Source organism: Actinomadura sp. 9N215 (assembly GCF_044326345.1).
GTDB lineage: Bacteria > Actinomycetota > Actinomycetes > Streptosporangiales > Streptosporangiaceae > Spirillospora.
Genome location: NZ_JBIRBA010000026.1, coordinates 127,281 through 140,021, shown reverse-complemented (window position 1 = coordinate 140,021; position 12,741 = coordinate 127,281). Strand labels below are relative to the sequence as shown.

General features: G+C 70.4%; 11 protein-coding genes. 9 read left to right on the top strand and 2 right to left on the bottom strand.

Annotated features, from left to right (window positions below):
* Nucleotides 1-124 precede the first annotated feature (124 nt).
* Nucleotides 125-1,021: a LysR family transcriptional regulator gene (locus tag ACH34T_RS34370; protein WP_396025136.1), complete on the bottom strand. Its 897-nt coding sequence runs from the start codon at nt 1,019-1,021 to the stop codon at nt 125-127.
* Between the two features lie 125 nt (nt 1,022-1,146).
* On the opposite strand from ACH34T_RS34370, the gene ACH34T_RS34365 reads away from it, so the two are divergent.
* The 9 genes from ACH34T_RS34365 to ACH34T_RS34325 all read left to right on the top strand — a co-directional run bounded on the left by ACH34T_RS34365 (nt 1,147) and on the right by ACH34T_RS34325 (nt 9,265).
* Entirely contained in the window at nt 1,147-1,656 is a 510-nt protein-coding gene (locus ACH34T_RS34365; protein ID WP_396025135.1) for a nuclear transport factor 2 family protein, read from the top strand.
* A 110-nt stretch (nt 1,657-1,766) separates the two neighbouring features.
* Nucleotides 1,767-2,603 carry an SAM-dependent methyltransferase gene (locus ACH34T_RS34360; protein WP_396025134.1) on the top strand — a complete coding sequence of 279 codons (837 nt, stop codon included), beginning with the start codon at nt 1,767-1,769 and terminating at the stop codon, nt 2,601-2,603.
* Nucleotides 2,604-2,943: 340 nt separating this feature from the next.
* Complete coding sequence (locus tag ACH34T_RS34355) at nt 2,944-3,471, top strand: flavoprotein (RefSeq protein ID WP_396025133.1); 528 nt, start codon at nt 2,944-2,946, stop codon at nt 3,469-3,471.
* Between the two features lie 22 nt (nt 3,472-3,493).
* Entirely contained in the window at nt 3,494-4,714 is a 1,221-nt protein-coding gene (locus ACH34T_RS34350) for a helix-turn-helix domain-containing protein (RefSeq protein WP_396025132.1), read from the top strand.
* 474 nt (nt 4,715-5,188) lie between these two features.
* On the top strand, nt 5,189-6,142 hold the full coding sequence (locus tag ACH34T_RS34345) for an SAM-dependent methyltransferase (protein ID WP_396025138.1): 954 nt from the start codon (nt 5,189-5,191) through the stop codon (nt 6,140-6,142).
* Nucleotides 6,135-6,995, top strand: a complete 861-nt coding sequence (locus ACH34T_RS34340) for a hypothetical protein (protein ID WP_396025131.1) — start codon at nt 6,135-6,137, stop codon at nt 6,993-6,995. Before ACH34T_RS34345 ends, ACH34T_RS34340 begins: the two co-directional genes overlap by 8 nt.
* Nucleotides 6,996-7,159: 164 nt before the next feature.
* Entirely contained in the window at nt 7,160-7,555 is a 396-nt protein-coding gene (locus ACH34T_RS34335) for a hypothetical protein (protein WP_396025130.1), read from the top strand.
* A gap of 25 nt (nt 7,556-7,580) precedes the next feature.
* Nucleotides 7,581-8,621: a hydroxymethylbilane synthase gene (gene hemC / locus ACH34T_RS34330; RefSeq protein ID WP_396025129.1), complete on the top strand. Its 1,041-nt coding sequence runs from the start codon at nt 7,581-7,583 to the stop codon at nt 8,619-8,621.
* Between the two features lie 344 nt (nt 8,622-8,965).
* Nucleotides 8,966-9,265, top strand: a complete 300-nt coding sequence (locus ACH34T_RS34325; RefSeq protein WP_396025128.1) for an SAM-dependent methyltransferase — start codon at nt 8,966-8,968, stop codon at nt 9,263-9,265.
* Nucleotides 9,266-9,625: 360 nt separating this feature from the next.
* On the opposite strand, the gene ACH34T_RS34320 is transcribed toward ACH34T_RS34325, so the two are convergent.
* Nucleotides 9,626-12,709 carry an AfsR/SARP family transcriptional regulator gene (locus ACH34T_RS34320; protein WP_396025127.1) on the bottom strand — a complete coding sequence of 1,028 codons (3,084 nt, stop codon included), beginning with the start codon at nt 12,707-12,709 and terminating at the stop codon, nt 9,626-9,628.
* Nucleotides 12,710-12,741: the final 32 nt, after the last annotated feature.

Genomic DNA, 12,741 nt, shown 5'->3' with positions numbered 1-12,741 from the left:
GGCTGACCTCGATCAGGGCTGACCTCGATCAGGGCTGACCTCGATCAGGGCTGACCTCGATCAGGGCTGACCTCGATCAGGGCTGACCTCGATCAGGGCTGACCTCGATCAGGGCTGACCTCGATCAAGGGGCGTCGTGGAGCAGGTCGTGCGCGGCCTGGGCGAACGCGCGGACGCGGGCCGTGGCGGCGTCCGTCCGCCACAGCAGCCCCCAGCGCAGCGGCGGGGCGCCGTCGAGCGGGACGTAAGCGACGTCGGGCCGCGCGTAGTAACGCCTGGTCTGCGCCCCCACCGGGAAAACGCCGTGGCCTGCGCCGACGAGCGTGAGTATCTCGTTGAGCGTCGAGGCCGAAGGCCCCGGCTCGATCGGACGGCCCCCAGGGGTGGCCCGCGGAGTGCGGTCGTTCCGCACGGACTCGGGCACTGAGCCCGGCAGCTGAAGGACCTTGACCCTCGCCAGGTCCTCCACGGAAACCGCCTCGCGCCGGGCGAACGGGTGATCGGACGCGACGGCCAGCATCCGCGCCTCGGAGACCAGAACCGGACCGCTGACGATGCCCGGCTCGTCGACGGGGAAGGCGTCGAGCGCGATGTCGATCACACCGTCGCGCAGCCACGGCACCGCGTCGACGATCTGCGCCTCGCGGAGCCGGACGTCGCAGTCGGGCTGCCGCCGCCGGAACAGCTCCGTCACCCCGGCGAGCAGCTGCCCCGCCGCCGCGCCGACGAACGCCGCCCGGAGCGTGCCGGTGAGGCCGCGACCCGCGCTGACGGCCTGGTCGAACGCGGCGTTGATCTGGTCCCAGGCGGGACGGACGTCCTCGTACAGCCGCCGCCCGACCGCGGTCAGCTCCACGCGGCGGCTGGTGCGGTCGAACAACGGGACGCCGACGCGACGTTCCAGCTTGGCGATCGTCTGGCTGATCCGCGCCGTGGACACGTGCAGACGTTCGGCGGTACGGCCGAAATGCAGCTCCTCGGCCAGCGTGAGAAACGCCTCCACCTCATACCGCTCCAGCACGACGACGCCCCCACATCGTTAACCCCGGCTTCACGATACTTGCCCATCCCCGCATTGATCGGCCGCTCGCCCCGCCGCAGAGTGAAACCACTAAAAACATCCACTGACCTGCACAGGAGTGAGCCATGTACGGCACCGACGCGCACGCGATATCCGCCCCGGCCACCGACATCGACGCGGTCGTCCGGGAACTGCGGGACCGCGCCGAGATCCTGGACGCCCTCCACCGTTTCGCCCTCGGCCAGGACCTGAAGGACGAGGCCCTGTTCGCCTCCGCCTTCGCCGCCGACGCCGAACTCGACTTCCGTCCCGCCGCGGCGAAATGGGGCGGACGGCCCCCGGTCATGGTCGGACGCGACACGATCGTCACCACCATCCTGGCCTCGTTCACCGGCCGGATCGACACCACCCACCAGGTCACCAACCCCCGCATCGCGCTGGACGCCGACACCGCCCGGCTGACGGCCCTGGTGGAGGCCCAACATCTCCTCACCGCCGACCATGACACTTTCGCCTTGCTGAAAAACCCCTACGACGTAGAACTCGTCCGCGACCGTGAACGGTGGGTGATCCGCCGAATGCGCATAGCCAATACCTGGTACACCGGCGACCCCGTCACGATTTTCGGCGGCTGAAGCGGCGGAAGCGGCTGAGGGGGCTGAAAGGCGGGGGCCGCCGACGCGCCGGCAGGAATGGATGAGTACGCTCGCCTGACAATGGGAGCACAAATCGGGAAGGCCATTTCGTGACCGGCGACACCACCCCCCACAAGCCGTCCGATGAATCGCGGCGCCCGGCGGAAGTGAACTCCGCCGTCCCGCACACGGCGCGGGTATGGAACTACTGGCTCGGCGGAAAGGACAACTACATCGTCGACCGGGAACTGGGCGACCAGATCCAGGCGGTCCTTCCCGACATCGTCGCCTCCGCCCGCGCCGACCGGGGATTCCTCGGACGCGCCGTCACCCACCTGGCCGGCGACGCCGGAATCCGCCAGTTCCTCGACCTCGGGACCGGGCTCCCCACCGCCGGGAACACCCACGAGATCGCGCAGGCGATCGCCCCGGCAAGCCGCATCGTCTACGTCGACAACGACCCGCTGGTGCTCCGGCACGCCCAGGCGCTGCTGACGTCCACGCCCGCGGGCGCCACCGACTACATCCAGGCCGACGCGCGGGAGCCGGACGCCATCCTGGCGCAGGCCGCGGCGACGCTCGACCTCACCCGGCCCGTCGCGATCATGATGCTGGGGATCCTGAACTTCGTCGTCGACGACGTCCAGGCGCGGCAGGTCGTCGACCGGTTGCTGTCCGCCGTCCCGGCGGGCAGCTACCTGGCGATCGCCCACCCCACCGGGGAGGTCAACGGCGAGGCGGCCCAGCAGGCGGTCGACATGAGCAACGAGGCCGGGGTGGCGCCGATGTGCCTGCGCGGCCGGACGGAACTGGAACGTTTCTTCGACGGCCTGGAACTGCTGGAGCCGGGCGTGGTGTCCTGCTCGCTGTGGCGTCCGCCCGCCAACGACATCGGCGGACCGCCGCGCCCCGTGTACCAGTTCTGCGGTCTCGGCAGGAAACCCTGACCCGCCCTCGGCGATCAGCCACGGTGGTGTGCTGACAGCTTCTGCGCAACGGTGGCCTGGGGGTGCTGACCTGAGGTCGCCCATGCTCTTATGGGTAGAGCCCTACGCCGGAGGCGGGTCGGTGTAAGGGGTGGGGGTCGGGGTTGGCTGGGAACCCCCAAAGCGGTACCTCGCGCGCCTGCTGGGGCGTTGAGCAGATACCGGGTGTCTCCTGCCAATCTCCGATCGCTTCGCGGGGTGATCTACCTACGTAGGGAAACCCTCACCTAGAGACAGGTTCAGGGTTGCGCCCAGTTCGCTACACCGCCTGCCATGTGGCTTGCTCGTTAAGCTTCCCGTCGTGCACAGCGGTAGCAGACGGGTTCTGTATGTAGTGGCGTGTGCCGCACCAGCGGCGGCTGACCTTGTGCGGCTGGTCGATCTCGCCCAGGATGCGGGTTGGCGAGTATGCGTGATCACGACGCCGATGGGGCGACGCTTCGTCGATGTTGAGGCGCTGGAGACGCGGACAGGCGAACGGATTCGATCGGACTATCGGATGCCAGGTGAGCCGAATGAGCTGCCTGCTGCCGATGCGGTGGTGGCCGCACCCGCCACCTTCAACACGATCAACAAGTGGGCTACAGGCATCGCGGACACATTCGCCGTCGGCTTGCTGTGTGAGCTGATGGGGTTCGGGGTGCCCATCGTGGCGGCCCCGTTGCTCAAGGACGCCTTGGCCCGGCATCGTGCGTTCGAGGTCAACGTGCGGACGCTGCGCGAGATGGGCGTGCGGGTGCTGTTCGATCCGGCTGCGCCCGCGCATGCTCGAATGCCAACCTGGAAAGGAGTCATGAGAGAGCTGCACGATCTGGTCGGGGACCTGTAGTGCTTACGGCTGGAGTGGTCAGGTGAAGGATGCGCGCAAGGAGACTGGCCGGCAACTCGCCCGCGCTCGCCGACGACGCGGTTTGTCACAAGTCGTCTTGGCTGGGCTGATTGGCCGCTCCGAAAGCTGGCTGAGCCAAGTGGAACGCGGGACACGAAGCATTGACAGCCACTCGGTGCTAGTCCAGCTCGCCGAGATCCTGGGGGTGTCACTGGAAGACCTGACCGTGGACGAGAGAGGGGGCGGAATGCGACGGTACGAGGCGGCGGCACCGATCCGGGACGCCATGACGAGCTACGAGACTCTTCCGTCCTTGCTCACGCGGACTAGCCCTAAGGCTCAATCCGCCGATCTTACGTGGCTCAGCAACGAACTGCGCGCGGTGAACCGGCTCTATCAAGCTGCTCACTACAACACCGCTGGGCGACGCCTTCCTCACCTGATCAAGGCTACCGAGCACGCTGCCCAATCCGCCCCAGCGAAGCGACGTCGTGCGGCACACACGCTTCGCGCGCTTATCTACCAGTCTGCCGCGATGACACTCAACCGCGTGGGCGAGGCCGAGTTGGCCTGGACAGCCGCTGACCGTTCTCTGGCGGCGGCTCAGGATGCGGACAATCCGCTGCTTGCCGCAGCAAGCGCCTACCGACTCGGATACGTGTTTGTCCGAATGCGAGAGCCTGAGAAAGCCAAGTCCATCGCGCTCAGCTCCGCCGCTTCCTTCAGCCGGATTTCCGACAAGCGCGACCCACAACGCCTCTCGCTGGTGGGCGGGCTTCATCTGGTCGGCGTCACCGCCGCAGCACGCCAGTTCGATCGGGCCGAGGTCGACGCCAATCTCAAGCAGGCGCGACGCATCGCGGCCGCGCTCGGAGGTGACTATAACCACTTCTGGACGGCTTTCGGACCAACCAACATACGTATCCACGAGTTGTCGGCGGCGGTGACCTTTGGCGATCCCCGGCGGGCCATCGACATCGGCGAATCTCTCAACGTTTCCCGCCTCGCGCCTGGTCTCCGGGGCCGCAGGGCACAGGTTGGGCTAGACCTTGCCCGAGCCTATGGCCAGCAGCGTAAGGACGCCGCTGCGGTCAACATGCTGCTGGACGCTGAGCACATCTCACCTGAGTTGGTCCGCTACGACCCGCGAACGCATGACCTGCTGACTGCGCTGATCAAGCGTGAACACCGCGCTAGCACGCCCCAACTTCGCGGTCTCGCCCACCGCGCGGGAGTGATCTAGCCCGCACAAAAGTGCGGGGTTTTTGCCCGTACCCGCGTGCGGGTTCCCCTCCTGCTTCCGACCTAGCTTGCCTGGCAACGCAGAGTCGGAAAGGGAAGTGGGAGCCATGGAAACACGTCGGTCAACGGGTCTGGACGAGCATGGGCAGCCGGGTGGGCGGTTGTCCTCTTCGATGAGCGCGGGGCGGTTGCATCTGACCGCCTTGAACGCGGTGGTTGCGGGGAGTGATTCGCTGGCGTGCGGGCTGGTGTCGCGGGGTGGGGGGCCTCCGGTGCTCAACGTGGTGAGCCGGGCGGATAGGTCGCGGTGGCTGGATGTGGGGTGTGTGCGGGTCGGCGGGCCGTGGTGGTACGTGGATGCGGTGACCGGTGAGGGCGTGGTGCCGGTGGATGAGGTCGAGCGTGCTCCGGCCGTTCTGGTGGGCCTGCTTGAGCGCACGGGCGGGCACGGGTCCGGGGCGGGGGCGCGGTGGTGATGGCGGGCCGGTTCGATGAGGATGACGCTGATCAGGCGGCGGCGAAGAAAGTGATCAAGGCGGCTCCGTCGGTTCCGCAAGCGGCGCTGGCGAATCGGAAGTTCATGCATCGGGTGGTCGCGTGGCTGGCGCAGGCCGGAGTTGATCAGTTCGTGGATGTGGGGACGGGCATCCCGACAAAACCGAACGTCTTTGAGATCGCGCGGGAGTATCACCCGGATGCGGTGGTCGTGGGGGTGGACAACGATCCGCTGGTGTTGGCGCATGATCGGGCGCTCTTGAAGGGGATGCCGATCGTGTCCGGTGACGTGCGACGCGTGGATGAGCTGATCGCTGATCTGGATGAGTTCATCGACTGGGATCGGCCGGTGGGCGTGCTGTTGCTGGCGGTGCTGCATTTCGTGACCGATGAGCAGGACCCGGCGGGGATCGTGCGGGCGTTCACGGGCCGGATGGTGCCGGGGTCGATGGTGGCGCTGTCTCACCTGTCGTCGACGGGGCCGAAACCGGTCGCGGTGGCGCAGATTGAGAAGCTCTATCGGGACGAGACAACCGCGCCGGGCGTGGCGCGCACGCATGAGCAGATCACAAACCTGTTCGGGCGGCTGGGACTGGTCCCGCCGGGGGTCGTGCCGGTGCAGCACTGGCCGTGTGAGAGCGGCTTGTTGACGGACGTTCCTGTCTTGGGCGGGTCGGCGTGGTGCCCAACCCGCTGGCGAATCAGGCTGGCGGAGCACTGGCGGGGGGCGGCCGTGGCTGAGCTGCCGGACGAGCAGGACGCGGGGACGGACGGCTGGGCCGGTGACGGGCCGGATGAGGCGGAGGTGTGGGCGCAGCGTGTGGGCTGGTGGCTGGCGTGCCTGACGGTGTGGGGCTTGGCTCCGCTGTGGGTGCCGGGGCCGGTGCGGTGGGCGTGCCAGCGACGGCGGCGCGGGGGGCGGCGTGATGGGTGAGCCGCTGATCGTGATGAGTCTCAATGCCCGCTACGGCGGCAGGTGGGACGGTGAGGGCCGTGCTGATGATCGGTGGGCGCCGCTGGCTGATCTGATCGCGGATGTGCGCCCGCACGCGCTGCTGTGGCAGGAACTCACCGACTGGGGCCGCGACCCTCGGTGGCAGGCTGCGGCCGAACAGGAGTTGGAGCGGCGCGGGTGGGGGCTGCGGTTCCTGGTCGCGCCGTCGCAGGTGGACTTCCACACCGCCGTCGCGTACCGGCCTGACCGGCTGGCGCGGCGGCACTTTGAGACCAAGTACAGCCACCTGACCGAGAACGGGTACGGGGTGGCGGTGCTGGCCGACCGGGACGCGCCCGATGATGATCCAGGGTTGACGGTGATCTCGGCGCATCTGACCGCCTATTCGGCGCAGGCTGCTTCGATCGAGGCGCAACGGATGATCGCGCGGTTGCACCGCTACGGCGGGCGGGGCGTGCTCGGCGGCGACATCAACCACATGCCGGTCGGCGACGCGGAACCGGACTGGGATGCGGTGGAGCCCTACAACCGCAGTGCCCGGTGCCTTCCGCGTCGCTCGCCTGATGAGCCGTGGCGCGGGAACCGGATCGTCGGTGAGGTGCTGGGTGTGGCGCTGACAGATGTGGCGGCGCACTTGGCCGATACGACGGGGCGGCTGGAGTTGCGCGCGCCGACCGCTACCGGCGGGCTGCGGGTGGACCAGTTCCACGTCACCAAGAACCTGGTGGGTGCGCTGCTGGGCTACGAGCGGCGTCCGGCGGCCAGTGACCACGACGCGATCGTGATGGGTGTGGACATGGCGCGGGCGGGGCCGGGTCGCGCGTGGGTGTGAGGCATGAGCCATGGAACGCGGCGGCCGGTCTGGTCAGCGGATTGGTGGCAACCGCCGTGGTTCCTTTCCTGTCGGCGCGGTCCCGGTCCCGTCCCCTGCCTGGCAGGTGACCGGGGCCGCGCCGTACGAGCGCTGGTGACGGAGCAGAACGGGAGTGATGACCGGTGGCAGAGCAGCAGGCAAGCGGCCCGCACGGGGCGCTGTGGGTGCTGGATGCGCTGGCTGAGCGGGCCAAGGATGCCTCGTCCAGGGTGGTCGGTGGCGCGGCGGGGTTGACGTTGTCTGAGACGGCCGTCGCGCTGGAGCATGTGACGCGGGCCTTGGAGGATCTCCACACGGTGGTCGGTTCGCTGAACGGGCGGGTCGGGCAGATCCAGGAAGGGGAGATGACCGAACGGCGGGGAGACGCGGGCCTGGGAGTGTCGGGCGTTACGGCGCTGATGCGGCTCGATGACGCGACGGTGCATCTAGACCACGGGGGCGGGGCGCTGAGTGCGGCGCACCATCTGGTCGGACTGGGACTGGGTGTGCTGGTGCAGGTGGAGCGGGGCGAATGCTGACCGGTGCCGGGCCGACTGGGAGAAGATGAGCATGAGCGCGCGGGGTGAAGCGCCTTCGGGCGCGGGAGGGGTCTTCGAGGTGACGGATTTGGTGCCCGCTAGCTCGGGCGCGGTGGAACCGGTGTTCTCCTGGACGGGCGGTGGTGGGGTCGTCCGGCTGGGGACGCGGACGTCTCCGCTGGCGATGGTCCAAGCGCGTGCTGTCGCCGCGCGGCTGGAAGAACTGGCCAACGTGCGGGTCGAAGTGATCGGCATTCAGACGGCCGGGGACCGGCATCGGGGCCATCTGGGTGAGCTGGGCGGCAAGGGCGCGTTCATGCGGGAGATCGACCGGGCGCTGTTGACGCGGCAGGTGGACATCGCGGTGCATTGCCTCAAGGACGTGCCGGGCGATGTGCCGCGCCCGGACGGGTCGGTGTTCGCCGCGTACGTCGAGCGTGATGACACCGCTGATGTGATGCTGTTCCCGATGGCGAGCAAGGTTCAGTGCCTGGCGGATCTGAGGCCGGGTGCGCGGGTGGGGACCTCGGCCGTGCGGCGTCGCGCGCAACTCGGGCAGATCCGGCCAGACCTGCGGGTGGAGTATCTGCGCGGCAACGTCAACTCCCGGCTCGGGCGACTGGACGGCGGGGAAGACTTCGACGCCATCGTGTTGGCGCGGGCGAGTCTGGCGCGGTTGGGCATCGAGCGGGCGGGCGAGGTGCTCGACATCATCCCGGCCGTGGGCGCGGGGGTGCTGGCGGTGGACTGTCGCCGCGCCGACTCCGACATCGTGGAATTGGTGCGGCTGGTGGACCACAAGGACACCCGGCGGTGTGTGCGCGCGGAACGAGCGATGTTGCACGGGCTGCAGGGGCATTGCAACAGCCCGATCGCGGGGCATGCCCGGTTGGAGCGGGACGGGCAGTTGAGCCTGCGCGGGATGGTGTTCACCCGCGACGGCTCGCAGTTCGTGCACTCACACGAGTGGTCGCCACCGGACAAGGGCGGCGACTTGGGCGCGTACGTGGCGGGTGATCTGCTGCGCAAGGGCGCGCGTGACTTGATCGACGGCATCCCGCACTGAGCCACGCAGTGCAACTGTGGCGGCGGATGCGGACATGCCACACTGCGGCCAGATCAAGGGCCGCGGCCCCTCTTCTCGCGATGGGAGGGCAGGGCCGGCGGAATGGCCGTAGGCCACCCGTAGGGCGACCGTTAAGGGAGTTCGGCCGGCGCTGTCCGGCGCGGGTAGTTTTCCAGCCTGATTTTCGCCGAGGTGGGGGCCGCTGCCTGGCGCGGTGCTGAGGGGGTGCGTGTCCTGTGGTGGTGCCTGGCCCCGTGCGGTGCGGGACGTGGGGGCCGTCCATCGGCCTCCGGTCTGCTGTGGGCGGGCCCGGCCACGCGCCCGGCCCGCGCTTGCGCGGGCCCTTGAACCAGGTCGTCGACCGGTTGCTGTCCGCCGTCCCGGCGGGCAGCTACCTGGCGATCGCCCACCCCACCGGGGAGGTCAACGGCGAGGCGGCCCAGCAGGCGGTCGACATGAGCAACGAGGCCGGGGTGGCGCCCATGTGCCTGCGCGGCCGGACGGAACTGGAACGTTTCTTCGACGGCCTGGAACTGCTGGAGCCGGGCGTGGTGTCCTGCTCGCTGTGGCGTCCGCCCGCCAACGACATCGGCGGACCGCCGCGCCCCGTGTACCAGTTCTGCGGTCTCGGCAGGAAACCCTGACCCGCCCTCGGCAGGAAACCTTGGCCCGCCCTCGGCAGGAAGCCTGACCCGCCGGCCGGGATGGGAAGCTCCCGGCCGGCACGCCGGATCGACCAGCGAGCCCCCGACGGTCAACTACGCCCCCGCGCCAGTTGGCCTCACGACGGAGAATCGCTCACCGTGCACCGCACCCTGATGCGGTGCTTCCTCTGAAGCTACCGAGGCGGTCCTTACCGATCGCTAACCGGACGCCTAACACGACCACCCCAGATCCGTTAGCCTCCGCGACCCGGCTCCGATAAGCGCGCTCCGGCACCGGTCGCGACCACGGATCCGTCAGCGGCGGCGGCCCCGGGATCCGGGCGGCGGCCCAGGCATCCGTCAGCCGATCATGTCGCCGGACGCCAGGCGCTCCGCGACGGAGGAGTGGCCCGCGGCGTCGTCGATCCGGTCGAACAGCTCGCGCGCCTCCGTCCAGCTGGCGCGGGCGGCGTCGTGGTCGCAGGCGGCGGACTGCGCGTCGCCGAGGGTGCGCAGGGCCCGCGCGAGGAACGGGATCCAGCCGCGGGTGCGCCAGACCTGCACCGACCGTTCGAGGCAGGCGACGGCCTCCGGCACGTCGCCCTCGGCGAGGTTCAGCTCCCCGAGGACGCCCAGCGCGTCGGCGAGATGGTGGCGGAAGTTGCCCGCCCGGCTGTAGGTCAGCGCGAGCTCGATCGTCGACCTGGCCCGTCCGTCCCCGGTCGCGACGAACAGCTTGGCCAGGTACAGCAGCGAGAACGTCTCCAGGTAACGGTCCCCGAGGTTGCGCGCCATCATGATGGACTCGTCCAGCAGCTCCCGGCCGGCCGCGATGTCGCCGCACAGGGCGCGGGCGGCGCCGAGGAACTGCACGATCGTCGCGGTGAGGCGCGGATTGCCGAGCTCCTCCGCGACCTCCCGCGCCTCCACGAGGCATTCGAGTGCGTCGTGCGGGTTGCCCTCGCCGTGCGCGATCGCCTTGACGTGCAGGATCCGCGCCCGCCCGCCGGTGTAGCCGGCCTCGCGCGCGAGGCGGAGCGCGCGGTCCGCCAGGTCCAGCGCCTCGGCGGCGTCGCCCGCCGCGGTCTTGGCCCAGATCAGCGCCACCATCGCGTCCGCGATCCCGGCCGGGTCGTCCAGCTCGGTGAACAGGTCCAGGAGCCGGAGGGCCAGCTTGTTCATGCGGGTCATGGCCGTCCCGGACCCGGCGGTCGACGTCCAGGTGGTCACTTCGAGCAGGCCGCGCAGCACCACGGCCTCGCCGCGCTTGTCGCCCGTCTCGCGGCACAGCGCCAGCGCCCGCTCGTGCATGCGGCGCCAGTCGTCGTACAGGCCGCGGATGTCGCAGTACTTCTCCATCGAGGCCGCCAGGTCCCAGGCGTACGCGGTGAGGCGCAGCTCGCAGGCGTGCCCGACCTCGGCCACGAGCGCCGCGCGCTCGGAGTCGAACCACTGCATCGGGTCGGCCAGCAGGCGCGTCGAGACGGACGCGGGCGGCGACCAGCGCTGCGCGGGCCCGTGCATGGCGGCGTAGCACGGCCCGGGGACGTGCGCGGCGGCGTCCTCGGCCAGCGCCAGCCAGCCGCCGAGGGCGCGGCGCAGGCCCGCCTCCCGCAGCGGCGCCGGGTCGTCGCGTTCGGCGAGCTCGCGGGCGTACAGCCGGAGCAGGTCGTGCAGCCGGTACCTGAGCTGGCCCGTCTCGTCCACGCCTGTGATGCCGACCAGGTGCGCGTCGATCAGCGTCTCCAGGTGCCGCTGCGCCTCGGGGATCGGACGGTCGAGCAGCGCGGCGACCGTCCAGCACGCGAAGTCGGGGGCGTGCAGCAGCCCGATCAGCCGGAACGCGCGTCGCGCCTCCGCCGGCAGCAGCCGGTAGCTCATCTCGAACCCGGCCCGCACCTCCAGGTCGCCGGCGACCAGCTCGTCGAGGCGGCGGCGCTCCTCCCGCAGCACGCCGGCGAGGTGCGCCAGCGTCCAGTGGCCGCGGCCGAGCAGCCGCGCCGCCGCGATGCGCACCGCCAGCGGGACGTGCCCGCACAGCCGCGCGATCTCCACCGCGACGTCCAGCTCGGCCGCGACGCGCTGCTCGCCGATGATGTTGGCGATCAGCTCGACGGCCTGCGCGGACGATAGGACGTCCAGGTTCAGCAGCTTCGCGCCCTCCAGGCCGAGGAGGGCGTTGCGGCTGGTGATCAGCACGGCGGCGGACGGCGTGCCGGGCAGCAGCGGCCGCACCTGGGGCTCCGCGGCGGCGTTGTCGAGCACCACGAGGATCTTGCTTCCGGCCAGGCGGCTCCGGTAGAGCGCCGCGCGCTCGTCCAGGGACGGCGGGATGCCCGCGCCCGGCATGCCGAGCGTGCGCAGGAACCGGCCGAGCACCTCGCTCGGGTCGGCGGGGCTCGCCGAGTCGCCGCGCAGGTTCGCGTACAGCTGCCCGTCGGGGAAGAAGCTCGCGATCTGGTGCGCGACGTGCACGGCGACCGTGGTCTTGCCCACTCCCCCCATTCCCGCGACGGTGGCGACCGCGACCGTCCGGTTCTGCGGGGTTCCGCCGCCGATGAGGGTCTCGGCCAGATCGACCACCTCGGCCCGCCGGCCGGTGAAGTCGGGAATGTCGGGCGGAAGCTGGGCGGGCGGCGGCGCCGTGGACGACCCCGGCTCCGCGTCCTGACCCTCGTCGAGCGTGCGGCTGGCCGACAGGACCCGCATGTGCGCACGCTGGACGTCCTCGCTCGGCTCGACGCCGAGTTCGGCGGACAGGTGCTCGCTCAGCCGCCGGTACGTCTGCAGCGCCTCCGCCGGACGCCCGCTCGCCGTCAGCAGGTCGATGAGGGCGGCGTGCAGCGGCTCGTCGAACGGGAGCTCCGCGGTCAGCCCGCTGACCGCCGTGACCGCCCCCTCGGGCGTGCCCGCCTCCAGAGCCGCGCCGGCGAAGCCCAGGGCGGCTCGGCGGATCTCCTCCTCAAGGCTGCGGACGAGCGTGTCCGTCCGCTCGATCCGCGACAGGCCGGCCAGCAGCGGCCCCTTGCGCTCCGCGAACGCGGACGACAGCGCCCGGTACAGGTGCTCCGGCTCCGTCAGGGAGCGCGCCTCGTCGGCGAGCGCCAGGAACCGGCCGAGGTCGGAGCGGTCGGCCGCGCAGTGCAGCAGGTAGCCGTCCCGGTAGTCGATCTTGATCAGGTCGGGCCGGTCGGCGTCGAGGCCGGTCAGCCACTTCCGCAGCCGCGACACGCCCACATGGACGGACTCGCGGCTCGTCTCGCCGGCGCGGTCCGTCCAGACCAGCTCGGCGAGCCGGCTCGTCGGCAGCGGCTGGCCCCGGGCCAGCAGCAGCACGCCCAGCAGCCCCTGGAGGACCGGGGAGCGCGGCGGCGCGACCGCGACCCCGCCCACGCTGACCGCCAGCGGGCCGAGGACCCGGAAATACACGCCTTCCGCTGCCATCCCTTTCCGACACCCCCGTCGAACACAACTCA